Origin of the sequence: Caulobacter sp. S45, from assembly GCF_903642205.1 — a bacterium.
GTDB lineage: Bacteria > Pseudomonadota > Alphaproteobacteria > Caulobacterales > Caulobacteraceae > CAHJWH01.
Genome location: NZ_CAHJWH010000019.1, coordinates 1 through 25,603, shown reverse-complemented (window position 1 = coordinate 25,603; position 25,603 = coordinate 1). Strand labels below are relative to the sequence as shown.

Annotated in this window: 28 protein-coding genes; 20 read left to right on the top strand and 8 right to left on the bottom strand. The window is 68.3% G+C overall.

The features are described from left to right. Positions 1-135 precede the first annotated feature (135 nt). The 7 genes from lpdA (at position 136) to HUV06_RS03800 (ending at position 6,521) form a co-directional block, all read left to right on the top strand. Entirely contained in the window at positions 136-1,539 is a 1,404-nt protein-coding gene (lpdA, locus tag HUV06_RS03830) for a dihydrolipoyl dehydrogenase (RefSeq protein ID WP_174299949.1), read from the top strand. A gap of 84 nt (positions 1,540-1,623) precedes the next feature. Continuing rightward, the gene (locus HUV06_RS03825; RefSeq protein ID WP_174299948.1) at positions 1,624-1,830 is read left to right on the top strand and encodes a hypothetical protein; all 207 of its coding nucleotides are present in this window, start codon (positions 1,624-1,626) and stop codon (positions 1,828-1,830) included. A 32-nt stretch (positions 1,831-1,862) separates the two neighbouring features. Then, entirely contained in the window at positions 1,863-3,002 is a 1,140-nt protein-coding gene (locus tag HUV06_RS03820) for an isobutyryl-CoA dehydrogenase (protein WP_174299947.1), read from the top strand. Then, a complete protein-coding gene (locus HUV06_RS03815) occupies positions 2,999-4,084 on the top strand; it encodes an enoyl-CoA hydratase/isomerase family protein (RefSeq protein ID WP_174299946.1) in 1,086 nt (361 codons plus the stop codon). The genes HUV06_RS03820 and HUV06_RS03815 overlap by 4 nt, the downstream gene beginning before the upstream one ends. Next, positions 4,081-4,998 carry a 3-hydroxyisobutyrate dehydrogenase gene (gene mmsB / locus HUV06_RS03810; protein ID WP_254600858.1) on the top strand — a complete coding sequence of 306 codons (918 nt, stop codon included), beginning with the start codon at positions 4,081-4,083 and terminating at the stop codon, positions 4,996-4,998. Before HUV06_RS03815 ends, mmsB begins: the two co-directional genes overlap by 4 nt. Further along, positions 4,995-5,777, top strand: a complete 783-nt coding sequence (locus tag HUV06_RS03805) for an enoyl-CoA hydratase (protein WP_174299944.1) — start codon at positions 4,995-4,997, stop codon at positions 5,775-5,777. Before mmsB ends, HUV06_RS03805 begins: the two co-directional genes overlap by 4 nt. A gap of 9 nt (positions 5,778-5,786) precedes the next feature. Next, the gene (locus HUV06_RS03800) at positions 5,787-6,521 is read left to right on the top strand and encodes an alpha/beta fold hydrolase (RefSeq protein ID WP_174299943.1); all 735 of its coding nucleotides are present in this window, start codon (positions 5,787-5,789) and stop codon (positions 6,519-6,521) included. Here the strand turns inward: HUV06_RS03800 and HUV06_RS03795 are convergent. The 3 genes from HUV06_RS03795 to tyrS all read right to left on the bottom strand — a co-directional run bounded on the left by HUV06_RS03795 (position 6,518) and on the right by tyrS (position 9,683). Continuing rightward, the gene (locus tag HUV06_RS03795) at positions 6,518-7,486 is read right to left on the bottom strand and encodes a M23 family metallopeptidase (protein ID WP_217433624.1); all 969 of its coding nucleotides are present in this window, start codon (positions 7,484-7,486) and stop codon (positions 6,518-6,520) included. The two genes, HUV06_RS03800 and HUV06_RS03795, sit on opposite strands and share 4 nt — an antisense overlap. Before the next feature lie 406 nt (positions 7,487-7,892). Continuing rightward, complete coding sequence (locus HUV06_RS03790; protein WP_174299941.1) at positions 7,893-8,366, bottom strand: peroxiredoxin; 474 nt, start codon at positions 8,364-8,366, stop codon at positions 7,893-7,895. A gap of 57 nt (positions 8,367-8,423) precedes the next feature. Then, positions 8,424-9,683 (bottom strand): tyrosine--tRNA ligase, encoded by a 1,260-nt coding sequence (tyrS, locus tag HUV06_RS03785; RefSeq protein WP_174299940.1) that lies wholly within the window; start codon positions 9,681-9,683, stop codon positions 8,424-8,426. A 72-nt stretch (positions 9,684-9,755) separates the two neighbouring features. Between tyrS and HUV06_RS03780 the strand changes: the two genes are divergently transcribed. Further along, positions 9,756-10,862, top strand: coding sequence for an anhydro-N-acetylmuramic acid kinase (locus HUV06_RS03780; RefSeq protein WP_174299956.1), 1,107 nt, complete (start codon positions 9,756-9,758; stop codon positions 10,860-10,862). Positions 10,863-10,874: 12 nt separating this feature from the next. On the opposite strand, the gene HUV06_RS03775 is transcribed toward HUV06_RS03780, so the two are convergent. Beyond that, positions 10,875-11,963: an SDR family oxidoreductase gene (locus tag HUV06_RS03775; protein WP_174299939.1), complete on the bottom strand. Its 1,089-nt coding sequence runs from the start codon at positions 11,961-11,963 to the stop codon at positions 10,875-10,877. A 276-nt stretch (positions 11,964-12,239) separates the two neighbouring features. On the opposite strand from HUV06_RS03775, the gene mtgA reads away from it, so the two are divergent. After that, a complete protein-coding gene (gene mtgA, locus HUV06_RS03770) occupies positions 12,240-12,905 on the top strand; it encodes a monofunctional biosynthetic peptidoglycan transglycosylase (RefSeq protein ID WP_256430012.1) in 666 nt (221 codons plus the stop codon). On the opposite strand, the gene HUV06_RS03765 is transcribed toward mtgA, so the two are convergent. After that, positions 12,892-13,512: a CHAP domain-containing protein gene (locus tag HUV06_RS03765; protein WP_174299937.1), complete on the bottom strand. Its 621-nt coding sequence runs from the start codon at positions 13,510-13,512 to the stop codon at positions 12,892-12,894. The genes mtgA and HUV06_RS03765 overlap by 14 nt on opposite strands. A gap of 141 nt (positions 13,513-13,653) precedes the next feature. Here HUV06_RS03765 and HUV06_RS03760 point away from each other — a divergent pair, with 141 nt between their 5' ends. After that, positions 13,654-14,079: an NUDIX hydrolase gene (locus tag HUV06_RS03760; protein WP_174299936.1), complete on the top strand. Its 426-nt coding sequence runs from the start codon at positions 13,654-13,656 to the stop codon at positions 14,077-14,079. A 246-nt stretch (positions 14,080-14,325) separates the two neighbouring features. Here the strand turns inward: HUV06_RS03760 and HUV06_RS03755 are convergent, their stop codons facing one another. Further along, positions 14,326-15,078 carry an N-formylglutamate amidohydrolase gene (locus HUV06_RS03755; RefSeq protein ID WP_217433623.1) on the bottom strand — a complete coding sequence of 251 codons (753 nt, stop codon included), beginning with the start codon at positions 15,076-15,078 and terminating at the stop codon, positions 14,326-14,328. A gap of 36 nt (positions 15,079-15,114) precedes the next feature. Between HUV06_RS03755 and HUV06_RS03750 the strand changes: the two genes are divergently transcribed. Together HUV06_RS03750 and HUV06_RS03745 are read left to right on the top strand one after the other, a co-directional pair. Continuing rightward, positions 15,115-16,029, top strand: a complete 915-nt coding sequence (locus HUV06_RS03750) for a transglutaminase family protein (protein WP_174299934.1) — start codon at positions 15,115-15,117, stop codon at positions 16,027-16,029. Positions 16,030-16,088: 59 nt separating this feature from the next. Continuing rightward, the gene (locus HUV06_RS03745; RefSeq protein WP_174299933.1) at positions 16,089-16,901 is read left to right on the top strand and encodes a transglutaminase family protein; all 813 of its coding nucleotides are present in this window, start codon (positions 16,089-16,091) and stop codon (positions 16,899-16,901) included. A 38-nt stretch (positions 16,902-16,939) separates the two neighbouring features. On the opposite strand, the gene hemB is transcribed toward HUV06_RS03745, so the two are convergent. Next, complete coding sequence (gene hemB / locus HUV06_RS03740) at positions 16,940-17,947, bottom strand: porphobilinogen synthase (RefSeq protein WP_174299932.1); 1,008 nt, start codon at positions 17,945-17,947, stop codon at positions 16,940-16,942. A 104-nt stretch (positions 17,948-18,051) separates the two neighbouring features. On the opposite strand from hemB, the gene HUV06_RS03735 reads away from it, so the two are divergent. From HUV06_RS03735 to thiL, 7 genes are all read left to right on the top strand, one after another. Further along, positions 18,052-18,786 carry a class I SAM-dependent methyltransferase gene (locus HUV06_RS03735; RefSeq protein ID WP_174299931.1) on the top strand — a complete coding sequence of 245 codons (735 nt, stop codon included), beginning with the start codon at positions 18,052-18,054 and terminating at the stop codon, positions 18,784-18,786. A gap of 135 nt (positions 18,787-18,921) precedes the next feature. Beyond that, a complete protein-coding gene (gene hemA, locus HUV06_RS03730; RefSeq protein ID WP_174299930.1) occupies positions 18,922-20,157 on the top strand; it encodes a 5-aminolevulinate synthase in 1,236 nt (411 codons plus the stop codon). 265 nt (positions 20,158-20,422) lie between these two features. Then, on the top strand, positions 20,423-20,746 hold the full coding sequence (locus HUV06_RS03725; protein WP_174299929.1) for a hypothetical protein: 324 nt from the start codon (positions 20,423-20,425) through the stop codon (positions 20,744-20,746). 147 nt (positions 20,747-20,893) lie between these two features. Next, positions 20,894-22,210, top strand: coding sequence for a serine hydroxymethyltransferase (gene glyA / locus HUV06_RS03720; protein ID WP_174299928.1), 1,317 nt, complete (start codon positions 20,894-20,896; stop codon positions 22,208-22,210). A gap of 24 nt (positions 22,211-22,234) precedes the next feature. Next, on the top strand, positions 22,235-22,702 hold the full coding sequence (gene nrdR, locus HUV06_RS03715) for a transcriptional regulator NrdR (protein ID WP_174299927.1): 468 nt from the start codon (positions 22,235-22,237) through the stop codon (positions 22,700-22,702). Positions 22,703-22,713: 11 nt separating this feature from the next. Next, positions 22,714-23,166 carry a transcription antitermination factor NusB gene (nusB, locus tag HUV06_RS03710; protein ID WP_174299955.1) on the top strand — a complete coding sequence of 151 codons (453 nt, stop codon included), beginning with the start codon at positions 22,714-22,716 and terminating at the stop codon, positions 23,164-23,166. Further along, the gene (gene thiL / locus HUV06_RS03705) at positions 23,166-24,176 is read left to right on the top strand and encodes a thiamine-phosphate kinase (protein WP_174299926.1); all 1,011 of its coding nucleotides are present in this window, start codon (positions 23,166-23,168) and stop codon (positions 24,174-24,176) included. Before nusB ends, thiL begins: the two co-directional genes overlap by 1 nt. Before the next feature lie 57 nt (positions 24,177-24,233). Here thiL and HUV06_RS03700 read toward each other — a convergent pair whose 3' ends face one another. Then, entirely contained in the window at positions 24,234-24,872 is a 639-nt protein-coding gene (locus HUV06_RS03700) for a hypothetical protein (RefSeq protein WP_174299925.1), read from the bottom strand. A 201-nt stretch (positions 24,873-25,073) separates the two neighbouring features. On the opposite strand from HUV06_RS03700, the gene HUV06_RS03695 reads away from it, so the two are divergent. After that, a partial coding sequence (locus tag HUV06_RS03695) for a TetR/AcrR family transcriptional regulator (RefSeq protein WP_174299924.1) occupies positions 25,074-25,603 on the top strand: 530 nt, incomplete at its 3' end.

Genomic DNA, 25,603 nt, shown 5'->3' with positions numbered 1-25,603 from the left:
AACTTGGAGAACTCCGCGTTTCAAGAGGTGGAGTTCGGTGGTTAGCTAAGGGCCATCAGGACGACGCCCATCATGTGAACTGGGCTAAGTTCGACGCTTGGATGCGTACTCAGCCTCGCAAGTAGGATCGATAAATTGGATTTCGACCTCATCGTCATCGGCTCCGGCCCGGGCGGCTACACCGCCGCCATCCGCGGGGCGCAGCTCGGCCTGAAGACCGCCATCGTGGAGCGGGCGGAACTCGGCGGCATCTGCCTGAACTGGGGCTGCATCCCCACCAAGGCGCTGCTGAAGTCCGGCGAGGTGTTCGAGACCATGAGCACCCACGCCGTCGACTACGGCCTCAGCGTCGACAAGACCGGCTTCGACTTCCCCAAGGTGATCGAGCGGTCCCGCAAGGTTGCCAAGCAGCTGAACAGCGGCGTCGGCTTCCTGATGAAGAAGAACCGGATCGAGGTGCTCGCTGGGACCGCGAGGCTGGAGACGGGCGACCCGGCCCCCAAGGTCGTGGTGGCCCTGACCGCCGGTGGCTCGCGCACGGTTCAGGCCGGTGCGGTCATCCTGGCCACCGGCGGGCGGGCCAAGACGCTCCCCGCCATCGGACTGGTGGCGGATGGGGACCGCGTCTGGACCTATCGCGAAGCCATGACCCCACCAGCCTTCCCCAAGACCCTGCTGGTGGTCGGCTCCGGCGCCATAGGGCTGGAGTTCGCCAGCTTCTATCGCTCGCTGGGCTCCGAGGTGACGGTGATCGAGGCGTTGGGCCGCATACTGCCGGTGGAGGACGAGGAAATCTCCGCCGCCGCCCAGAAGGCGCTGGAGAAGCGCGGCCTGAAGTTCCGCACCGGCGCCAAGGTGACCGGGCTGTCGAAGGACGGCGACGGCGTCTCCATCGCGCTCGAGGCCAAGGACAAGGCGGAGACGCTGCAGGCGGAGCGCGCCATCATCGCGGTGGGCGTGCAGGCCAACATCGAGGCGATCGGCCTGGAGGATCTCGGGGTGAAGGTCGATCGCGGCTTCGTGGTCACCGACGGCCATTGCCTGACCAATGTGAAGGGGCTGTACGCCATCGGCGACATCGCCTCCGCGCCCTGGCTGGCGCACAAGGCCAGCCACGAGGGCGTTCACGCCGCCGAGCACATCGCGGGCAAGGATGCCCCGCCGTTGAAGGCGCCGATCCCCGGCTGCACCTATACCAATCCCCAGATCGCCTCGGTCGGCCTCACAGAGGCCCAGGCGAAGAAGGATGGCCGCAAGATCAAGGTCGGTCGCTTCCCGTTCCGCGCCAACGGCAAGGCCATCGCGTCCGGCGAGACCGAGGGCTTCGTCAAGACGGTGTTCGACGCCGAGACCGGCGAGCTGGTCGGCGCGCACATGATCGGGGGCGAGGTCACCGAGATGATCCAGGGCTTCGCGCTCGCGATGACGCTGGAGGCCACCGAGGCGGAGCTGTTCGCCACCGTCTTCCCGCACCCTACGATGTCGGAGGCCATGCACGAGGCCTCCCTCGACGCCTATGCCATGGTGCTCAACACCTGAGGACCGCTGGCGCGCGAGCCCGCCTCACCTGTGGACAAATCCGCACGGGGCGTCACCAATCGCAAAGCTGCGCGTTGTGAGCGTATGCCTCTTGTCATGATCCACTGCCCGGTCACGGGCGACCCCGTATCCACCCGCCACACCATGTCCGAGGCGCAGTTCGCGGGCGACGCCTTCGAGAACGCCGCGGTGCGGTGCTCGGCCTGCGGCGACATCCATCGCTGGACCAAGTCGGAGGCTTGGCTTCAGCCGTTCCGCAGCCTACGACCCGCCCAAGTGCTGGGGGACTGAACCGCCGGACGGCGGGTTGAGGAGTTCGGGGGGTGGAGTTCGCCTTCAATGAAGACCAGACGGCGATCTGGAACGCGGCGAAGGGATTCGCTGACGCCGAACTCGCCCCCCACTCCGCCCGTTGGGACGAGGAGCACCACTTTCCCGTCGACGTGATGCGCAGAGCTGCGGGGCTCGGATTTGCGGGCCTGTACGTACGCGACGACGTGGGCGGCTCCGCGCTCAGCCGGCTGGACGCCACGCTGGTGTTCGAGGCCTTGTCCTACGGCGACGTGGCCACGGCCGCCTTCATCTCGATCCACAACATGGCCAGTTGGATGATCGACCGGTACGGCGACGACCTGCTGCGCCAGCGCTTCCTGCCGAGCATGACCACCATGGAGCTGATCGGCTCCTATTGCCTGACCGAGCCAGGGTCGGGGTCGGATGCGGCGGCGCTCCGCACCACAGCCCGGTTGGACGGCGACCATTACGTTCTGAACGGATCCAAGGCCTTCATCTCCGGCGCCGGCGCCAGCGATGTCTACGTGGTCATGGTGCGCACGGGCGGCGACGGCCCCAAGGGCGTTTCGACCCTGGTGGTGGAGAAGGGAACGCCTGGGCTCGGCTTCGGCGCTCTGGAGCGGAAGATGGGCTGGAACGCCCAGCCGACCGCCGTGGTCAACTTCGACGACTGCCGCGTGCCGGTGGAGAACCGCGTGGGTGCGGAGGGCGAAGGCTTCCGCATCGCCATGTCCGGCCTGGACGGTGGGCGGCTGAACATCGGCGCCTGTTCGCTGGGCGGCGCGCAACTCGCGCTGGACACCGCACAGGCCTATGTGGCGACGAGAAGGCAGTTCGGCCGCCCGCTGTCGGACTTCCAGGCGCTGCAGTTCAAGCTGGCCGACATGGCCACCGAGCTAGAGGCTGCGAGGCTGATGATCCGCAACGCCGCTTCGGCGCTGGATCGCAAGGACCGCGACGCCACCAAGCTCTGCGCCATGGCCAAGCGCTTCGCCACCGATGCGGGCTCGCGCGTCGCCAACGACGCCCTGCAGCTGCACGGCGGCTACGGCTACCTGAAGGACTATCCGCTGGAGCGGATCGTGCGGGACCTTCGCGTGCACCAGATCCTGGAAGGCACCAACGAGATCATGCGCGTGATCACCGCGCGCGAGATGCTGCGCCAGTGACCGACGCAGCGCCCGTCATCGCCCGGGTGGAAGGCGGCTGGGGCCGGCTGACCCTGAACCGGCCCTCCGCTCTGCACGCCCTGAACACGCAGATGTGCCAGATCATGGCGCAGGCCCTGCTGGCTTGGCGCAACGATCCGCGGGTCGCGGCCGTGATGCTCGACCACACCGGCCCGCGAGGTTTCTGCGCCGGCGGCGACATCCGCATGATCATGGAGAGCGGGGCGCAGGATGGCGTCGCCGCCCGGGCCTTCTTCGCCGAGGAGTACCGGCTGAACGCCCTGCTGTTCGGCTACGACAAGCCGGTGGTGGCGTTCATGGATGGCGTGGTGATGGGCGGCGGGGTCGGCATCTCGGCCCCGGCCAGCTATCGCATAGCCACCGAGCGCACCGTCTTCGCCATGCCGGAAACCGGCATAGGCTTGTTCCCCGACGTGGGCGGCGGCTGGTTCCTGCCGCGTCTGGTGGGCGAGACCGGCATGTGGCTGGCTCTGACCGGCGCGCGCCTGAAGGCGGCGGACTGCCTGCTGCTGGGCTTGGCCACCGACTATGTGCCGCAGGGCCAGGTCGAGGCGCTGAAGGCGCAGCTGCTCGCTGATCCCGGCGCGCTCGACACCCTGCTGACCGAGCGCGAGGCCGATGCGGGCGAACCACCCCTCGCGCGGCAGCGGGCGGACATCGACCGGCTCTTCGGTGCAGAGAGCGTGGAAGCCATCCTCAACGCCCTGGAGGCGGACGGCGGCGAATGGGCGCTGGCCCAGCTCGCCACTCTGAAGAGCAAGTCGCCTCAGGCTATGAAAGTGGCGTACCGACAGCTCCGCCAGGGACGCGACGTGCAAAGTTTCGAGGCGGAGATGGCGGTGGAGTACCGCATCGCCGCCCGCGTCAGCATGAGCGCCGACTTCCGCGAAGGCGTGCGCGCGGTGATCGTCGACAAGGACAACGCGCCCCGTTGGGATCCGCCGACCCTGGCGCAGGTCACCCAACAGAAACTCGACGCCATCTTCGAGCCCTTGCCCGAAGATGAGGAATGGACGCCGGCCCACCTCAACGAGGGCGGCGCGCAAAGAGGACGACGATGAGCCGCATCGCCTTCATCGGTCTTGGCAATATGGGCGCCGGCATGGCCGCCCGGCAGGCCGCGGCCGGCCATCAGGTGCAGGCCTTCGACCTGAGCGGCCTGGCGGTTGAGCGCGCGGTCCAGTCCGGCTGCATGGCCGCGGGGTCTGCGGCGAAGGCGGCCGAGGGGGCGGAACTGGTGATCACCATGCTGCCCGCCGGCGCCCACGTGCGCCAGGTGTTGACCGAGGCGGTGCTGCCCGGCGTGTCCAAGAGCGCACTGCTGATCGACTGCTCCACGATCGACGTGGACAGCGCCCGCGCCCTCGCCGCCGAGGCCAGGGATGCAGGCGTCAGCTTCGCCGATGCGCCCGTCTCCGGCGGGATCGCGGCGGCCGAAGCCGGTACGCTGACCTTCATGGTCGGCTGCGAAGAAGCGCGCTTCCCCGATGTCCAGGCGGCGCTGAAGCCCATGGCCAAGGCCGTGGTGCATGCGGGCGAGGCCGGAGCCGGCCAGGCGGCCAAGATCTGCAACAACATGGTGCTGGGCATCTCGATGCTCGGCGTCTGCGAGGCCTTTGCGCTCGCTGAGCGGCTGGGGCTCAAGCCGGACAAGGTCTTCGACATCGTCTCCCAGTCCTCAGGCCAGTGCTGGTCGATCTCCAGCTACTGCCCGTGGCCGGGCGTCGGGCCGGCCTCGCCGTCGGACCGCGGCTACGAGGGCGGCTTCCTGACCAAGCTCATGCTGAAGGACCTGAAGCTCGCACAGGCCGCGGCGGCGGCGGCAGGCGCGGCGACGCCCATGGGTGCGCAGGCCGAGGGCCTCTACGCCATGTTCGACCGCCTGGGCTACGGCGACAAAGACTTTTCCGGCGTGCTGCAGCTGATGCGCGGCCACCTGGACGAGTTGGACGCGGAGGCGAGAGGCGGCCGATGAGCGACTACGAGACGGTCATCGCGGAGCCCGCCGCCGACGGCGTGGCCCTGATCCGGCTGAACCGGCCGGAAGCGCTGAACGCCCTGAACAGCCAGCTGATGCAGGAGCTGTCGTTGTGCATAGAGGCGCTGGATCGCGACGAGACGGTGCGCTGCCTGGTGCTCACCGGCTCGAGCAAGACCTTCGCGGCGGGCGCCGACATCAAGGAGATGGCGGGGCTGAGCTATGCCGACGCGTTCCGCCAGGACTTCTTCACTGAAGCCTCCGAGCGGATCGTGCGCTCAAGGAAGCCCATCATCGCCGCGGTGGCCGGCTATGCGCTCGGCGGCGGGTGCGAGCTGGCGATGATGTGCGACTTCATCATCGCTGCGGACAACGCCAAGTTCGGCCAGCCGGAGATCAACCTCGGCGTCATGCCGGGCATCGGCGGCACCCAGCGCCTGACCCGCCTGGTGGGCAAGTCGAAGGCCATGGACATGATGCTGACCGCGCGCATGATGGACGCCGCTGAAGCCGAGCGCGCGGGGCTTGTCAGCCGGGTCGTGGCCCTCGACAAGCTCATCGACGAAGCGATGACCGTCGCCCGCAAGATCGCCGCTCAGTCGCCCCTGGCGGTGGTGATGAACAAGGAGCTGGTGGACACCGCGCTCGAGACGACCCTCACCGAAGGGATCAAGGTCGAACGCCGCCTGTTCCACTCCCTCTTCGCCTTCGAGGACCAGAAGGAAGGCATGGCCGCCTTCGTCGAGAAGCGGGCGCCCGACTTCAAGGGCCGCTGAACAGCCTCCATGGCCAGCCATCTCCACAGGCCCGACGGCGAGCGGCTGGCCTACGAGGCGATGGCGGGCGAGGGGCGGACCGTCGTGTGGCTCGGTGGCTTCAACTCCGACATGGCGGGGACGAAGGCGCAGGCCCTGGCCGAGTGGGCCAGCCAGCGCGGGCGCGCCTATGTCCGCTTCGACTATTTCGGCCATGGCGCCTCGTCTGGCGAGTTCGTTCGGGGGACGATCTCTCGCTGGCGGGCAGACGCGCTGGCGGTGATCGACGAGCTGACGACGGGCCCGCTGATCCTGGTCGGTTCGTCCATGGGCGGTTGGATCGCCACGCTCGCGGCGCTCGCCCGGCCCGAGCGGATCGCGGGCGTGGTGCTGATCGCCCCCGCAGCCGATATGACCGACAAGCTGATGGAGCCGGAGCTGGACTCCGAGGCCCGTAAGAGCTTGGCCACGAGCGGCGTCTGGGTGCGGCCATCGCCGCATGGGCCGGGAGACGCCATCTCGCGCGCCTTGCTGGAAGACGGTCGCGCCTGGTCGGTGCTGCCCGGTCCGGTGGCGAGTGACGCGCCTCTGCAAGTGCTCCAGGGCGGCGCAGACGCCGACGTGCCTTGGACCCACGCCCTGGCCTTGGCGCAAGCGTGGCGTGGCGACGACGTGGTGTTCACCCTGGTGCGCGACGGCGATCACCGCCTGTCGCGGCCTCAGGACCTCACGCGCCTGATCGCCGCGGTCGAGACGCTGTCCTAGCCTCGCAGCGCCGAGGTCCCAGCCTTCAGGAACGGCGCAGGATCGAGCAGGCGGCCGCTGGCCCAGACCTCATAGTGCAGGTGTACGCCGGTGGAGCGGCCGGTTGAGCCCATGCGCCCGATCACGTCCCCGGTCTTCACCACCTGGCCGACGCCCAGGGTGAAAGCTTCCAGATGTCCATAGCGGGTCTTGAAGCCGTGGCCGTGGTCGACCTCGACGCAGTTGCCATAGCCGGAGCGCTGGCCGACGAACGACACCACGCCCGGCGCCGTCACATGGATCGCCTGTCCATAGTGGCCGGAGAAGTCCTGGCCGGGGTGGAAGGCCGAGACATGGGTGAAGGGGTCCGTCCGAGGGCCGAACGGGCTGGAACGCACGGGGTCGTCCACGGGGGTGGCCAACGGCAGGGCAGCCGCCGCGTCACCCAGCGCCTGGGCGGCCATCAGGTCACGGGCGGTGCGCTGCACCTGGCGCGCCAGCGGGGCGTCTACGTCCAGGCGGGCTGCGAGGACACGGGCGTCCCGCAGCTCCAGCGGCGACAGGTCGGCGGACGTGCTGGCGTCGGCCATGTACGGACGCGCGTCGAGGCCGGTCGCGTGGAAGGTTGCGCGGGTGTCCCTTAGCCGTGCCTGGGCGGCCAGATCGGCGGCGGAGACCAGGTTGGCTTCGGTCTCGCGCAGCCCGGCGACCGTCTGGGCCGCCGTTGAAGTCAGCCTGGCCATAGGGGCGGGGGAAAGCTGAACCGGTGCGCCGAGGTCGATCAGCAGGTGTTTCAGGGCGCGGTCGTTGCTGGCGGCCGCCCGAGTCACCGCCGCCGCCTCATGATCGGTGGCGATCACGCCCGCGGGGGCGACGGGCGCCTCGAGCAGGACTTGGTTCCGGGGCACGGCGGTCCATAAGCCCATCAGGCCGACTGCGCCGACCAGCATGGCGACCGGGGCGGCGAGCGCGCTGGCCGCCCGCATCCCACGCGGTGTTCTGGCCCGGAGATCACGACCCAAGTCTAAGAGGCTGTAGCTGGAGGAAGCAGTGGCCGTTCCGAACACGACATTACCGAAGCTGGAAGTTTGCATTTGCGGCACTGAGCAAACCCAGGGCGCGGGCGCAAGCCGCCCTCGGATCAGACTCTTTGTTGCTCAACCTGATTAAGGCGGATCGTGCTGTCTTTGGCGAGATCGTGGCAGTTGCTTTGGAGCGACGGCAAGACTTCAAACAACTTCAGAACGTGCTCCGTGCAAGAAGGCCCTCACGAGCCATTAAGATTTGAGCAAGATGCGGGCGTGCGGAGGACGTGATGCACATCCGCTTCCTCGGCGGGTCACGTACAACCTGCGACGGGTTGCCACAGGTGCTTCAACATCGTCCGCTGGGTTAGCCGGCCAGCGCGCGCATGGCCTTCAGCACGGCGTCCACGTGGCCGGGTACCTTCACCTTGCGCCAGACCTGCTTCACCGAGCCATCAGCGCCGATCAGGAAGGTGGCGCGCTCGATACCCATGTACTTGCGACCATACATGCTCTTTTCGACCCAGACGCCGTAACGCTCCAGCATCGTACCATCCTCGTCTGACGCCAGGGTTATGGTCAGGTCGTATTTGGCCTTGAACTTGTCGTGGCTGTTGGGCCCGTCTCTGGACACACCGATCACCTTAGACCCGACGGCCTCAAACTGCGCCTTCATCTCGGAAAAGGCCTTGGCCTCACTGGTGCAACCCGAGGTGTCGTCCTTGGGATAGAAGTAAAGGACAAAGGGCTTGCCCTTGAGTGTCGCCAGGGAGACGCGTCCGCCGCCATCGGTAGGCAGGTCGAAGTCAGGGGCGGGATCGTCGAGGGTCAGCTCAGACATGGATGTCTCCTTTGATCTCTTTCACGGCGGGACAGGGCATGAGGTCGGGCCCCGGGCTCAAGCTGGCCGCACCAGCACGATCTTCTTCTTGCCTGCAGCAAGCTTGATCACGCCGTCTGCGTCGAGGTCGGCGAGGGTGACCAGGCGCTGGGCGTCCGTCTCGGGCCGGTCGTTCAGGCGCAGGCCTCCGCCAAGGGCCAGTCGCCGCGCCTCGGAGCGGGATGCGGCGAGGCCGGCGTCGGCCACCAGGGCGGCGAGCTGAACTCCCGCCTCAAGGCTGGCGCGGGGCAGGGCGAAGCTCGGCAGGTCGGCCGAAGTCGCGCCGTCCTCGAACGCTGCCCGCGCGCCAGCTTCGGCGGCGTCCGCGGCGGCGCGGCCGTGCAGCAGGGCGGTGGTCTCGCCCGCGAGCACCTTCTTGGCCTCGTTGATCTCGGCGCCCTGCAGCGCCTCAAGCCGCGCGACCTCGTCCAGCGGCAGGTCGGTGAACAGCTTGAGGAAGCGGCCCACGTCCGCGTCTTCGGTGTTCCGCCAGAACTGCCAGTAGTCATAGGGGCTGCGCAGCTCCGCGTTCAGCCACACCGCCCCTTGCGCCGTCTTGCCCATCTTGGCGCCCGACGCGGTGGTCACCAGCGGGCTGGTGAAGCCGAAGGCCTCGCTCGCCTCCACCCGCCGGATCAGCTCCACCCCGTTGACGATGTTGCCCCACTGGTCGGAGCCGCCGAACTGCAGGAGGCAGCCGTAACGCCTGAACAATTCGAGGAAATCAGTCGCCTGCATCAGCATGTAGTTGAACTCGAGGAAGGTCAGCGGCTGCTCGCGCTCCAGCCTCAGGCGCACGCTGTCGAAGCTCAGCATACGGTTCAGGGTGAAGTGCACCCCGTAGTCGCGCAGGAACTGGACGTAGCCGAGCTGGTCCAGCCACTCGGCGTTGTTCACCACGATCGCGTCGGCGCGGCCGTCGCCAAAGCTCAGGTAGGCGTCGAAGGCCTTGCGGATGGAGGCGATGTTGGCCGCGATCGCCGCCTCGCTGAGCAGCTGGCGGGTGGCGTCCTTGCCCGAGGGGTCGCCGACCTTGGTGGTGCCGCCGCCCATGACCACGATGGGCTTGTGGCCGGTCTGCTGCATGCGGCGCAGCATCATGATCTGCATCATGTTGCCCACGTGCAGGCTGGCGGCGGTGGCGTCGAAGCCGATGTAGCCGGTGACCACGCCCGACACCGCCTTTGCGTCCAGTCCCTCCAGGTTGGTGGCCTGGTGCAGGTAGCCGCGCTCCACCAGCAGGTGGACCAGCTCGGATTTCGGCTTGAACTCGGACATCGGAGCAGGGTCTAGCATGGCGGGAGCTTGGCTTTGAAGCGGCTCCAGGCGGAGCCGGCGGGGATCGCTCGCATGCGCGTGCTGGGGTTCATGAGCGGCACCTCGCTGGATGCGGTGGACATGGCCGTGCTCGATACCGACGGCGAGACGATCTCCGCTTTCGGGCCGGCCGGCGAGCGCAAGCTCAGCGAAGCGACGCGCGCCTTGGTGCTGGCGGCGACGGAGGCGGCCAAGACCTGGCCCCGCAGCGCACCGCCTCCGTCCGAGTTCGCACCCACCGCCGAGGCGGTCGCCCGGGAGCATTTCGCGGCCGCGGATGCCTTCCTCGCGCGCGAGCAGCTGGGCTGGCGCGACATCGAGCTGATCGGCTTCCACGGCCAGACCGTCCTACACGAGCGGCCTGCGGAGGGCCGGATCGGGCGCACCGTCCAGCTAGGCGACGGCGAGCTGCTGGCGCGACTGGCGGGCGTCCCGGTCGCCTACGACTTCCGCACCGCCGACGTGGCGGCGGGCGGGGAGGGTGCGCCGCTCGCGCCGATCTATCACCAGGCCCGCGCCCGGGCGTCGGGGTTGCAGCCGCCGTCCGCGGTGCTGAACGTGGGCGGCGTGGCCAACGTCACCCTGTTCGGCGAGCGGTCGGACCCGCTGGCCTTCGACACCGGCCCCGGCAACGGCATGATCGACCTGCTGGTGCAGGCGCGCGGCCTCGGCCGCTTCGACCAGGACGGCCGGCTGGCGGCGGCCGGGCGGGTGGATGCGGCGGTGCTCGCGGCCTACCTGGCGCACCCCTACTTCGCCGCGCCGCCGCCCAAGTCGCTCGACCGCTACGACTTCAGCCTGGAGCCCTTGGCGGCGCTGGGCGTCGAGGACGCCTGCGCCACCCTGGCCGCCTTCACCGCCGAGGCCATCGCGCAGGGCCTGCGCCTCGCCCCCGAGCCGCCGCGGGTGCTGGTGGTGGCGGGCGGCGGGCGGTCCAACCCCGAGCTGATGCGCGTCATCAAGGCGCGCGCATCCTGCGAGGTGGTGGCCGCCGAGGCGGTGGGCTGGCGCGGCGACGCGCTGGAGGCGGAAGCCTTCGCCTACCTCGCCGTGCGGACGCTGAAGGGGCTGCCGATCTCGTTTCCAGGCACGACAGGCGTTCCGGTCCCGATGACGGGCGGGCGGATTGCACGGCCATGACGGCGCGCAGCGCTAGTCCTGCACCGGCTGCCTCGCCTCCGCGTTGGCGCGATAGCGGCGCACGGCCTCGCGCTTGGCGCCGTGGATCCGCAGGCTGTCGCGGGCCTTCAGCATCACCAGGCCTGCAGCCAGGGCGCCCGAGATCACCGCCGCGGTGATCCGCGGGTTCAGCTGGGCGGCGGTGTAGAGGCTGGTCTGGCGGACGCCGAAATAGGGGCTGTGCTCGCGCAGGTCCCGGCCGGCCTTGTACAGGGCGTCGTCCTTGGCCTCGCTCGGCTCGCTCGCGCCGCGGCTGAGCAGGGGTACGGCCCAGGCCAGCAGGGGCTCGGCCAACCAGGGGAAGTGCTGGCCGAACTGGACCAGGGCCCGGCCGCCCCCGCCCACCGTGATCTCCCGCGTCGGCGTCTCGGCGGCGTAGAGGATGGCGTCGGCGACCAGCGAGGCGGCGTAGATGGGCGGCGGGTTCTTCACCGGCGCGCCGGTATAGTTGCGGGCGTGGTCTCGGAAGGGCGTGTCCAGCGCCGCCGGCTTGATCAGCGTCACCGAGACGCCCGGCGCGCTCCTGGCCAGCTCCATGCGCAGCGCGTTGGTGAAGCCTTTCACCGCATGCTTGGAGGCGCAATAGACGCCCTGGACCGGGATCGCCTGGTCCGACAGCACCGAGCCGATATTGATCAGGGTTCCGCCGTCGGCGCGGCCCTTCAGTTGCTCCACGGCGACCTGGGAGCCGTGCACCACGCCCCAGTAGTTGGTCTCGAAGATGCGGCGCTGGTCCTCCAGCGGCGTGTCGGCGATGGCGCCGTAGACCGAGACGCCGGCGTTGTTCACCCAGGTGTCGAACCCGCCGTAGAGCTCGTCGGCCCGGGCCGCCGCGGCCTGCACCGAAGCCAGGTCCGCCACGTCGGCCACCGCGAAGTTGGCCGTGCCGCCTCGCGCCTTCAGCTCCTCGCAGAGCGCCCGCAGCGCCTGCTCGTTGCGGGAGACCAGCAGCAACTTGGCGCCTCGCGCCGCGGCGGCGCGGGCGGTGGCCAGCCCGATGCCGGAGGTGGCCCCGGTGATGACGAGCGTCTGGGCGGCGAGGGCCTTCAAGGCGGGGCGCATGCGTCCACTCCGATGTGATGGTGCAGGAGAACGGGAGGCTGAAGGGCGCGGTTCCTGCCCGCCGGCCCCCGGCGTCCGATTGCAACGCTGCAAGGCTGGAGCTAGTGCGGCGCCAGGCGGTCGGGTGCGATGGTTCGAGAGACGCGGCGAGTGAAGCGTGTCACGGCGGTGCGAAAGGCGCCGCCTCGGCCAAGGGCGCCGCCGCCACGGCCAGCTGCGCCAAGGACCGCGCCATTCGGCGCTCCTCGGCAGTCCGGCGGCGGGCTTGGGCGGTGGGTGCTGGCCGTGCTGCTGATCCTCCTCCTCATGCCGCTGGCGCTCGCGGCGATCTACCGGGTCGTCGCCCCGCCGGTCACCCTGCTGATGGTGGAGCGGCTGGCGCAGGGCTACGGGCTGCACAAGGACTGGCGGCCGGTCTCGCGCATCTCGCCCGACCTGGTGCGCTCCGTGATCGCGGCGGAGGACTCGCACTTCTGCAGCCATCACGGCTTCGACATGGCCGCCATGCGCGCGGCGGCGGCGCACAATGCGCGCGACCCCCGCCGGGTGCGCGGCGGGTCCACCATCAGCCAGCAGACGGCCAAGAACGTCTTCCTCTGGCCGCAGCGCTCCTATGTCCGCAAGGGGTTGGAGGCGGGTTTCACCAGCCTGATCGAACCGCTGTGGGGCAAGCGGCGAATCATGGAGGTGTATCTGAACGTGGTGGAATGGGGCCCGGGCGTGTACGGCGCGCAGGCTGCGTCACAGCGCTACTTCGGCCACGGGGCGAACGAACTCAGCGCTTCGGAGGCGGCGCGGCTGGCCGCCATCCTGCCCGATCCGCTGAAGTGGAAGGCCGTGCGGCCCGGCGCCTACGTGGCTCGCCGCAGCCGCCGCATCGGGGCGGCGGCGCAGACGGTGCAGGCGGACGACCTGGCCGCCTGCGTGCTCAGGGGCGGCTGAGGATCGACTGCAGCAGGTCGCCGGAGCCGGTGGTCGCCGCGCCCGTCGTGTGAACTGGGGCATGCGGCGCGGCCATGGCGATGGTGGCGGCGTAGTGGCCGGTGGCCGCCTGGGCGATCTGGTTGGCGACGCCGGCGGTCTTCTGGGCGGCGCGATAGATGAAGCCGTAGGTGGGATAGACCGAGTTGCCGAGGTTGTGGCTGGGATCGTACCAGACCTTCACCTGGCTCCAGTCGCCGGTGGGAGAGACGTCAACCACGGTGACGTCCTTCTCCACCTGGCCGCGATGGCCGCCGATCACCGACCAGTTGGCGTGGGTGACCTGGATGATGCGGTCGGTGAGCACGTGGCTGACCACCGAGACGTGGCCGTGGGACATGACGCCGGTGGCCTTGAACACCAGCACCGAGCCCGATTCGGGGGTGAAGCCGCGATTGTACCTGCCCATGGCCTGGCCCCACCAGGTGGCGGCGTCGCCGAACAGCTGCAGGCCGGTGAACATCCGCGCGAACTGGACGCACTGCAGACCCTGGGCGTTGGCGGAGGAGCTGAAGCCGAAACCGGCGAGGGCGGCCGAGAGAGCGATGGCCGTCAGACGCTTGCGCATGCAGGAAATCCCGAAACACCTTACGTGCGTGTGAGGATTAGCCTGGGCGGTAAGGGTGAACAGGGGCTTACCCGTCGCACCCGGCGTGGTGTTTCGCCACGGAAACCTGGACGCAACAGGGGTGGGGCGTAAAGGCCACAGATGACGCGGTTTGGCCTCGAAGGCGTCCGCCGGCCGGTCCCGGGCGTCGGCGTCGTCTGCCTGCGCGGGACCGACGTGCTGCTCATCAGGCGGGGCAAGCCGCCGCTGCAGGGCGCGTGGAGCCTGCCTGGCGGTCGGGTGGAGTGGGGCGAGAGGCTGGAGGCCGCCGCCTTGCGTGAGCTGGTCGAGGAGACCGGCGTGGAGGCCGAGTTGCTCGGCCTGGTGGATGTGGTGGACGGGCTGTTCGGAGACGACACCCACTACGTGCTGATCGACTACGCCGCACGCTGGCGCTCGGGCGAGCCGCGGGCGGGGGACGATGCGGCCGAGGCGGCGTTCCATCCGCTGACGCGGCTCGGTGAGCTGGGGCTCTGGGCCGAGACGGTGCGGGTGATCGCGCTTACGGTGGAGCGGTTCGGCGGATAAGCGCCTCTTTTCATCAGGATGAGGCGATCACATCCAGCGACAGACTCTTATCTCCCCCTGCGAAGCGGGGGGAGGGGACCAGGCGAAGCCTGGTGAGGGGGGCCTCGCTGGCCGGTGACGGTGGATGCCGCGGCGCCCTACAAACCCCCTCCACCCCGCTGCGCGCGGTCCCCCTCCCCCGCTTCGCAGGGGAGGATGAGCAGCGCCGGCGTATGGAAGCGCCTGATCTCTCCGGGGGGCGGAGGCCTATCGCGGGACGATCCCTCGCAGCATCTCAGCATACAGCTCCACAAACCGATCCTGGCCCCCCGCATCGGCGATCAGGTCCTGTCGCGTCTCCAACTCCAGGTACTCCAGCCCGCGGCCCTGGGCGTGGACGGGCGCGGTGTAGTCGATGTCATCCATGGCGTAGGGGGCATTGTCACCCACCGTCAGTTCCGGCCGCGCCTGCAGCCAGCGCAGCGCCGCCAGGGACAAGGCGTTGCCCTGGTGCAGCACGCCCACCTGCCAGGGCCGCGCCATGCCACCCATCGCCGGCGTGAAGCTGTGGATCAGCACCAGCGAGGTGGGCGTCCTCGCCGCCGCCCGCGCGTCCAGCTCCGCGGCGATGGCGGCGTGATAGGGTGTGTGAATGGCCTCTACCCGGCCACGCCGCGCCTCGTAGGACAGGTTCAGGTTGCCCGTGACGGTCGCGCCGTCGGCCGTCTCCACGATGGCGTCGGGCCGGGCGGGATCGCGGTTGCAGTCGATCACCAGGCGCGAATAGACCTGGGCGATCACGCAGGCCCCACCCAGCGCCGCCGCCAGCCGCTCGGACAGGCCGGCCGCGCCGATGTCATAGGCGATGTGGCGCTCCCATTCGGCGGGCGGGAGGCCCAGATCGCCCAGCTCCGCGGGCGTACGGCGCCCGGCATGGTCACAGATGATCAGGTAGGGGCTAGAACTGCCCGCATTTTGCACAATGACGGGATGGGGGTCGGTTGCGGCGAGAGGAAGCATCGACCTTATCAACGACTCCCCCGTTAGGTCCGCAAGATGCCGATCGTGAACATCCGACACCTGACGCGTTACCGCTACCGCCGGCCGGTGGCGTTCGGCGACCATAGGGTCATGTTCAGGCCGCTGGAGAGCTACGACCAGCGCATACTGGACACGCGCCTGGTCATCGTCCCCGAGCCCGTGGAGCTCCGCTTCGTCCACGACGTGTTCGGCAATTGCGTGGGCGTCGCCAGGTTCGCCGGCAAGGCGGACACGATCAGCTTCGAGAGCCACGTGCGGCTGGAGCACAGCCCTGCGCCCCTGGTGACCGAGGACGAGGACCTGATCGACGCCTCGGCCCAGACCTTCCCCTTCGCCTATTCCGCCGAGGACCTGCCTGACCTGATGCGCTCCATCGAGCGCCAGCACTCGGACCCCGAGCGGCGGCTGGAGCGCTGGGCGCAGCAGTTCCTGCGCCAGGATGGCCCCACCGGCCTGCTCGCCGCCCTGTCCGAGATGACCCACGCGATCCGGCGCGAATTCAGCTACTGCCAGCGCCTCTACGGCCCCGCCCAGGCGCCGTTGGAGACGCTGCGGCTGGGTTCGGGCACCTGCCGCGACTACGCCATGCTGATGATGGAGGCGGCCCGCTCGCTGGGCCTCGCGGCCCGCTTCGTGTCCGGCTACGTCTACAGCCGGAACGGCTCCGGCGGCCCCAAGCGCGCGGGCGGCGGTCATACCCATGCCTGGGTACGTGTCTTCCTGCCGAGCTGCGGCTGGGTGGAGTTCGACCCCACCAACGGGATCGTCGGCGCCACCGACCTCATCCGCGTCGCCATCACCCGCGACCCCAGCCAGGCGACGCCGCTCTGCGGCAGCTACGACGGTGCGGCGGACGACTTCCTGGGCATGGACGTTGAGGTCGATGTAGAGGTGGAGCGCCAGGGCGCGCCCGTGCGCCTGGCAGCCTGAGGCCAGGCTCGTCGCCGTGAACGGCGAGGCCGGGCCGCCGCCTTGTGAGAGTCTGATCCATGCATATCCGCTGCGGCTACGAGATCTCCTATGACTGCGTGGGGCCGACCCCCATGCTGCTGCTGCTGAGCGTGCGGCCCGAGCGGCTGGCCGACCTCGTCACGCCGCAGGAGATGCGGGTGACGCCCGACGTGCCCGTGCACGCCTATGCCGACGGGTTCGGCAACATCTGCCACCGCCTGCTGGCGCCCGGCGGCCGCATCACCTTCTCCAGCGACTTCGTCGTCGCCGACTCGGGCGAGCCGGACGTGGTGGAGCTGGAGGCCGAGCAGCACCTGATCCAGAACCTGCCGGACGAGGCGCTCGTCTTCCTTCTGGGCAGCCGCTACTGCGAGACCGACTATCTGATGGACACCGCCTGGGCGGAGTTCGGCCGGGTGCAGGGCGGCTGGCGGCGGGTGCAGGCCATCGTCGACTACGCCCACGACCGCATCACCTTCGGCTATCCCCACGCCAAGCCGGACCGCACAGCCCACGGCGCGCACCAGGACCAGGTCGGTGTGTGCCGCGACTTCGCCCACCTGGCGGTGACGCTGTGCCGCTGCATGAACATCCCGGCGCGCTACTGCACCGGATACCTCGGCGACATCGGCATCGACCCGATCCCGGGGCCGATGGACTTCTCGGCCTGGTTCCAGGCCTTCATAGGCGGCCGCTGGTACACCTTCGACGCGCGCCACAACAAGCCCCGCATCGGGCGCATCCTGCAGGGCTACGGCCGGGACGCCACCGACGTCGCCATCACCACGAGTTTCGGCGCTTCCAGTCTCGCCAAGTTCGACGTCATCGCAGAGCAAACCACGGGCTCTTAGGCGCCCATTCGGAGAAGGCGCCGGACAAATCCGGCTCCTTAGCCCTGCATAATCCGGGCGGCTCTTGGAGCGAAGTAGGTGATGATCCCTGCGCAGCCGGCACGCTTGAAGGCTTGCAGGCTCTCCAGGATGGCCCTGTCCTCGTCCAGCCAGCCGTTCTGGGCCGCCGCCGTCAGCATGGCGTACTCGCCGGAGACCTGGAAGGCGAAGGTGGGGCAGGCGAAGGCCTCCACCACCCGGCGCACGATGTCGAGATAGGGCATGCCGGGCTTGACCATCACCATGTCGGCGCCCTCGGCGATGTCGAGCGCCACTTCGCGGAGCGCTTCCTCGGTATTGGCCGGGTCCATCTGGTAGGTCTTCTTGTCGAACAGCCCCGACGCGAGCTTGGATGAGCCGATGGCGTCGCGGTAGGGGCCGTAGAATGCCGAGGCGTATTTGGCCGCGTAGGCCATGATCATCACGTCTTGTAGGCTTTCGCGCTCAAGCGCGGTACGGAGCGCCGCCACCCGGCCGTCCATCATATCCGAGGGCGCCAGGATATCACATCCGGCGGCGGCCTGGATCAGGCCCTGCTCCACCAGCCGCTCGATGGTGGCGTCGTTCAGCACCCGTCCGTTCTCGATCATGCCGTCGTGACCGTGGGTTGTGAAGGGGTCGAGCGCCACGTCGCACATGATCCCGACCTCCGGCGCCGCATCCTTCATCGCCTTCACCGCGCGGCAGACGAGACCGTCGGGGTCGTAGGCGGCGCTGCCCCGGTCGTCCTTCTTCTCCCCGTCCACATAGGGGAAGACCGCAACGGCGGGGATGCCCAGCTTGCGGGCTTCCCGCGCCGCCTCCGCCGCCCGGCCGACCGACAGGCGTGGCGCGCCGGGCATTGAGGCGACGGGGACCTCGGGCTCTGGCCCGTCGTGCACAACGATCGACCAGATCAGGTCGGCAGGCGCCAGCGTGGTCTCGCGCACCAGGCGGCGCACCCAGTCGGCCTGGCGCAGCCGGCGCAGGCGCAGCGCCGGATAGGGGGCGATGGGGGCGCGGGTCATGGGTTGGGCTCTCGACAGCGGGTGCGCGCTTGAAGCCCATCGACGCGGGCGCGACAAGCGGGCGCAGACGCGTTAAGCTCGGCCGAAACGGGGAGGGTGGATCGATGCGTGCGGTTCTGTTGGCGGCGGTGGCGTTGATGTCGGCGGGGCGCGCGGCGTTCGCGCAGCCTGCGGCTCCGGCGGGAGGCCGCCCGCCGGCCGACGTCGCCGCCGACGTGCACCGCCATCCCGACCAGGTGATCGCCTTCGCCGGCGTCAAGCCCGGCGACACCGTCATCGAGATGATCCCCGGCGGTGGCTACTACACCCGCCTGCTCTCGGCCGCGGTCGGGCCGGGTGGCAGGGTGTTCGCCGTGGTCCCCAACGTCATGGCCGAGATGAAGCCAGAGACGGTGACCTCCGAGCGCGCCCTGGCGGCTGAGCCCGGCTACGGCAACGTCACCGTGGTGGTGGAAGGGCTCGGCAAGATTACTGACCAGGGGCCGGCCGATGTGGTCTGGACCACCCAGAACTACCACGACCTTCACAACAACCACGTGCCGCCGGACACGGCTGCGGCGGTGGACAAGGCGGTGTTTGCGGCGCTGAAGCCCGGCGGCGTCTATCTGGTCGAGGATCATGTGGCCGCCGCGGGCGCCGGCGCGAGCCAGGCCAGCACGCTGCACCGGATCGAGCCCGCTTTCGCCCGGGCCGAGATCACGCAGTCCGGCCTGCGCTTCGAGGCGACCTCGTCGACGGTGGCCAATCCGGCCGATCCGCACACCGCCGCCGTCTTCGACCCCTCGATCCGCGGCCGCACCGATCAGTTCATCTTCCGCTTCCGCAAGCCCGCCGCCTGAGAGAACGTCTGAAAGCCCGGCTCTATGGCCGCCATGGGACGAGTTGGTTGGAACCTTAAGGATGGGCCGCCTAGAAGGTGCGTAATCGCCTCCGGCCGCTTGTCGGCGGCCGGAGGCGAGGCGTAGAAGGCCGCCATGACTCCAGAGGGTTACAAGTCCGCGTTCCGAGCCGCGGTGGACCAGGTCCGTTCCGAGGGCCGTTATCGCGTGTTCACCGACGTGAAACGCCGCTGCGGAGACTTCCCCCGCGCCACCTGGACCTGCGAGGACGGGGCGGAGCGCGAGGTGGTGGTCTGGTGCTCCAACGACTACCTCGGCCAGGGCCAGAACCCCATGGTGCTGTCGGCCATGCAGGACGCCATCGCCACCTGCGGCTCGGGCTCCGGCGGCACGCGCAACATCAGCGGCACCACCCACTACCATGTGGAGCTGGAGCGGGAGCTGGCGGACCTGCACGACAAGACCGGCGCCCTGCTGTTCACCTCGGGCTACGTGGCCAACGAGGCGGCGCTGTCCACCCTCTACAAGATCCTGCCGGGTCTCATCATCTTCTCGGACGCAGAAAACCACGCCTCGATGATCGCGGGCATCCGCAACGGTGGTGGCGCGCGTCACGTCTTCCGGCACAACGACCTGGATCACTTGGAGAGACTGCTGAAGGGTGCGCCGGTTGGCGCCCCAAAGCTGGTGGCGTTCGAGAGCGTATACTCCATGGACGGTGACATCGCCGACCTTGCCGGCACGGTGGCGCTGGCCAAGCGCTACGGGGCCTTGACCTATCTGGACGAGGTACATGCGGTAGGCATGTACGGCGACCGCGGCGCTGGTGTCGCCGAGCGCGACGGGGTGATGGCCGAAATCGACGTCATTGAGGGCACGCTCGGCAAGGCCTTCGGCGTCATGGGCGGCTACATCGCCGGCGACGCTGATTTGGTGGACGCCATCCGGCTCTACGCCTCCGGCTTCATCTTCACCACCTCGCTGCCGCCGGCCCTGACCGCGGCGGCGCTGGCCAGCGTCCGCTGGCTCAAGACCCACGACGAGATGCGCGCCCGCCACCAGGAGCGGGCCATGACCCTGAAGCGTCGCTTCCATGAGGCCGGGTTGCCGGTGATGGACAACCCCAGCCACATCGTCCCGGTACTGGTGGGCGATCCGCTGCACTGCAAGCTGATCAGCGACCTGCTCCTGGCCGACCACGGCGTCTACGTCCAGCCGATCAACTACCCGACCGTGCCCAAGGGAACTGAGCGCCTGCGCTTCACCCCCACGCCCTTCCACACCGACGCCATGATGGACGACCTAGTGCGTGCGATGCAGGGCCTGTGGACGCGCTGCAACGTGAAGCGGATGGGCGGGGTGGCGGCCTGACGTTCTGCACCCTGAACGGTCGCAAAGCTGAGAGGGCTGATGAGCTGAAACAACTTAGCTTTACAGCGACTATTCTGGCGGCGGCCGTCAGCTTGGGGGCATGCGGGCACCCTCCCGTACCAACCACCCTTGTCGAGGCAACTTGGGGCGGGAAGTTCGAGAATGGTGAGCTAATCACCACCCTCCCGAAACAAAGCCAAGACAAGGATTATGTTGGCGAAGTGGCGGTCGTTAGCAACGTATAGCTCAGGCGATTCAGGCAGGCGTGCCTGATTTCCCCAAGAATGCGAAGACTTTGAGCATTTTGACACTGCGGCCAGACATTGATCGACTAGGCAATCCAGACGCGCACTCTTTTTTGACGGTCGAATTCACTGTTGATGATCTTCGAGCTGCTCATGTAGACCGACTCGGCGCCTATGGCACGCTTGACTTAGCTACTGACGTTCAGGTGGTGCTCCCCTGGCAAAATGCCGTTGCGCCATGGTGTGCTGAACATTCCAGTGCCGGTGACTTCTGTGCTCGCGCCAAGGCTTCGCTTGGACCTGATGTTTCCTGGCCTGAAGGCGAGGATGGTGCGACCTCTTAGTAAGGCATTGGGCGTCCAAGATAGGCTGGAAGTCCTTACTCTGAAAGGAAGGCGACAGCCCTTGCCGTCGAAGCATCTCTCGCGTTGTGGCAGCCCAGCAAAGCGCCTAAACAAGCGCTGTTCCGCCACCATCAGAGCCCGCGTCCGATGACCGACACGCTGACCGCGCCTGCCGTCTCCCGCCGCGCCACTGATGCCGGCTTCTTCCACACCGCGCTGGAGCAATCCGATCTCGCGCTGATGCACACGATCACCGAGGAGCTGCATCGCCAGCAGACCCAGATCGAGCTGATCGCCTCGGAGAACATCGTCAGCCGCGCGGTGCTGCAGGCGCAAGGCAGCGTGCTCACCAACAAGTACGCCGAAGGCTATCCCGGCAAGCGCTACTATGGCGGCTGCGAATACGTGGACGAGGCCGAACGGCTGGCTCAGGAGCGGGCGCGTCAACTGTTCGGCTGCAGCTTCGTCAACGTCCAGCCCCACTCCGGCGCCCAGGCCAACAACGCCGTGTTCCTGGCGCTCATGAAACCCGGCGACACGTTCGTAGGCATGGACCTGGCCGCCGGCGGCCACCTGACCCACGGCAGCCCCGCCAACTATTCCGGCAAGTGGTTCCACCCCGTCACCTACGGCGTGCGCGAGGACGACCATTTGATCGACTACGACAAACTCGCCGACACGGTGCGCCAAGCCAAGCCCAAGCTGATCATCGCTGGCGGCTCGGCTTACAGCCGTCACATCGACTTCAAGCGCTTCCGCGAAATCGCCGACTCGGTGAGCGCCTATCTCATGGTGGACATGGCACACTATGCCGGTCTGATCGCGGCCAGCGTCTATCCGAGCCCGGTCCTCCACGCCCATGTCTGCACGACCACCACCCACAAGACCCTGCGCGGTCCGCGCGGCGGCATGATCCTTTCCAATGATGAGGCGCTCGGCAAGAAGATCAACTCCGCCGTCTTCCCCGGCCTCCAGGGCGGCCCGCTGATGCACGTCATCGCCGCCAAGGCGGTCGCTTTCGGCGAGGCGCTGAAGCCGGAGTTCAAGGTCTACTCCCAGGCCGTGGTCGACAACGCCCGCACTCTGGCCGCCACCCTTAAGGACGCCGGCCTCGACATTGTCTCCGGCGGCACCGACAGCCACCTCATGCTGGTGGACCTGCGGCCCAAGAACGCCACCGGCCGCGCCGCCGAGGTCGCGCTGGAGCGGGCCAACATCACCTGCAACAAGAACGGCGTTCCCTTCGACACCGCCCCATTCACCGTCACCTCCGGCATCCGCCTGGGCTCGCCGGCCGCCACGACCCGCGGCTTTGGCAAGGCAGAGTTCAAGCGGGTGGGGGAGCTGATCGCCACTGTCGTGGACACCCTGTCCGGCGGAGACGACAGCGGCGACCCGGTGGTGGAGGCGCGCGTGCGCGACGAGGTGCTGGACCTCACCGCACGTTTTCCCATCTATCCCTGACCTTTCGATAAGGATCGCCGCCCGTTGCGCTGCCCCTTCTGCGGCCATGCCGAAAGTCAGGTGAAGGACAGCCGCCCGTCGGAGGACAACGCCGCCATCCGCAGGCGTCGCTTCTGCACCGAATGCGGGGGCCGGTTCACCACTTTCGAGCGGGTGCAGCTGCGCGAGTTGACCATCGTCAAGCGCTCGGGCCGACGCACGCCCTTCGACCGCGAGAAGCTGGTGCGCTCCATCGCCATCGCCATCCGCAAGCGCCCCATCGACGCGGAGCGCTCCGACCGCATGGTCTCCGGCATCGTGCGCCAGCTCGAGAGCTGGGGCGAGACCGACATCCCGTCCTCGGTCGTGGGCGAGATGGTGATGAAGGCGCTGAAGGGCCTCGATGAGGTGGCCTATGTGCGCTACGCCTCGGTCTACCGTGACTTCCGTGAAACCTCCGACTTTGCCAAGTTCCTGACCCAAGAGGGCCTGAACGAGGAGGTGGAGGTTTGAGCACGTCCGTCATGAGCCATGCCGGCCGGCAGGCCCGCTCAGTCGCCCGCCTCGCCGCGGTCCAGGCCCTCTACCAGATGGAGGTCGCGGGCGTGGGCGTGGAGGCGGTGGTGCGCGAGTTCACAGATCACCGCTTCGGCCGCGATCTGGAAGGCCAGCGCTTGGCCGACGCCGACGAAGCTTTCTTCGCCGAGATCGTGCGAGGCGTCGTGGCCGACCAGGGCGTGCTAGACGCTGCCATCCGCAAGCGCCTCGCCGCAAATTGGAAGCTGGACCGGCTGGACGCCACCGTCCGCGCGGTGCTGCGTTGCGGCGCTTTTGAGCTGAACGCGCGCGAGGACGTCCCGTCAGAGGTGGTGATCGACGAGTACGTTGAACTGGCCAAGGCCTTCGTCGACGCCAAGGAAGTTGCCTTCGTCAACGGCGCCTTGGACGCCGTGGCCCGCGACCTGCGCACCGCTTGATGTCGGCGTCCGGCCCGCCGGAGATGGGCGAGCCGGACGAGTTCGAGCAGATCGCCCGCCTGTACCGTCCCCTGACTCAGGGCTCGCCGGAGGCGCTCGGCCTGCTCGACGATGTGGCCGTATTGCCATCCCGCCCCGGCTTCGACCTCGTCATCACCACCGACGCGATGGTGGCCGGCGTCCATTTCCTGCCTGATGAGGCGCTAGACCTAGTGTCGCGCAAGCTGCTCCGCGCCAACCTGTCGGATCTGGCGGCCAAGGCGGCGGAGCCACACGGTTATCTTCTCACCGTCGCGTGGCCGCTAAATATCGGCTTCAAGGCGCGATCGCAATTCGCTGCGGGTCTGGCGCAGGACCAGGTGAGCTTCGGAGTGCGCCTGCTGGGCGGAGATACCGTGTCCACGAGCGGGCCTCTCACCGCCAGCATGACGCTGCTGGGCTGGACGCCAGCCGGACACGTCGTGCGGCGGGACGGTGCGCAAGTCGGCGATGTTGTGGTTGTCTCCGGGACCATCGGCGACGCCTGCCTTGGCCTGCAGGTGCTGACGGGTGGCCTGGCGGAGCTGACTAGGGCGCAGCGGGAGGAGCTGCAGGACCGCCATCGCTTGCCCATGCCCCGGCTTGCCCTGCAGGACGCACTTCGACGCTACGCGAGCGCAGCGGCCGACGTTTCTGACGGCTTGCTCGCGGATGCCTGCCACATTGGAGAGGCGAGCGGGCTAGGCGTGTCGATACGTCTGGACCGGCTGCCTCTGTCGGCACCCGCACGAGCTTGGCTCGCTTCCCAGCCTGACCCCAGCGCAGCCCGCCTGGCTCTAGCCACAGGTGGGGACGATTATGAGGTGGTCTGCGCCATCCCGCCCGGATACGTCGACGCCTTCACGGAAGCGGCGGCGCTGAGTGGAACGACGGTGACCGCGGTCGGTGAGGTCTGCCAAGGCGCCGGCCTGTCGGCCAGCTTTCGCGGACACGCAGTGGCGGTCGGACGACGCGGCTGGAGTCACGCCTGACTTGAAGGAAGGCTGGCGTCTGGAGTGTAAGACGCGTCGGCCGCCTTCAACGGAAGATCAGTAAGAGGGCGTCTCGTCGCGCACGAGACTGATCCGCTCAAGTTGACGTGAGCCAGTGGCGCCCTGCACCTCGTGCTCCAGTAAGGCGGTGTTCGGTCCGGTCCGACGCACGCGAATCAGAGCTTGCAGCCCGTCCACGACAGGGGCGCGGATGACGATGTCGCCGTAGACGTCCCGTTCGACGGCAACCGGCAGGCGCGTTCCGTCCACTGAACTCGTCGAAAGGGAATCGATGAAGGAGAGGTCATAGTTTCCATGCGCCACCGAGACCCCGCCGCGACTCTCGCTGAGTTCGTAGGAAAAGTGACGGGCGTCGTCGCGGCTGACGACCACGGTCGCTCGGTCGGGCGCGGGTCCGGTGACCCTCTCCTCGAAGCTTGATAGCGCGGGCGCCATGGTCCAGCGGCCTTCCAGGCTGGTCGTGCCAGCATACCCCTGCATCGCAAAACCCGCGGCCAAGCTTACGCCGGCCAGGGCTGTGCGCCAGCGCCGTCCTAACCTGCCGGCCGGCGGTCGCGAGGCCGGCGCCTCACCCTCCTCCAGAAGGTTCGCAAGCAGGGCGGCGTCCGGCGATGGGTCCGCGCGCAACGCTTCCGTAAGCGACAGGGGCAGACCAAAGCGTTCATTCTTGGACATGATCAGCATCCGTGAGGAGCCTCCGAGAGCTCCTCAATCCTTATGTACTAACAGGTACGGATTACACGCCGCCGGCTTAGGCCGTCAACATCTTTCCATACTGGACAGTACGGTCACTGCCTTAAGAGAGGTTGGCGCTGGCGCACGCAATCGTTCCGACAGTGGTGGACGGAAGCGCTTCCACCTTCTATATTGATCGGTATGGAAGCGCAGGAGGCCACGATTTCCCGGGGACGCCCGCGGGAGTTCTGTGTTGACGCCGCCCTGTCAGCGGCGCTCGGGGTTTTCTGGAGCAAGGGATACGAAGGCGCCTCGCTGAGTGAACTCACCGAGGCGATGGGGGTGACGCGCCCTAGCCTCTACGCAGCATTCGGCAACAAGGAGGCTTTGTTCCGTAAGGCGCTCGACCTGTACGAGCGCGAGAAGCTAGCCTTCATGGGTGCAGCGCTCGATGCGCCTACCGCGCGCGGTGTGGCTGAACGCATTTTGACCAGCGCTCTGTCGATGCAGACGAGCACGTGCGGTCCGCGCGGATGTCTGAACGTCATCCACTCGGTCGCCTGCGGGGCGGAGGCGGAGTCGATCAAGGCGGAGGTGGTGGCGCGCCGCGCCTCTTCGGAGGCGGTCCTTTGTCGGCGCTTCGATCAAGCCAAGATGGATGGCGACTTTCCGGAGGAAATCGATCCGGCGGCCCTGGTCCGCTACTTGATGACGATCCTGCAGGGCATGGC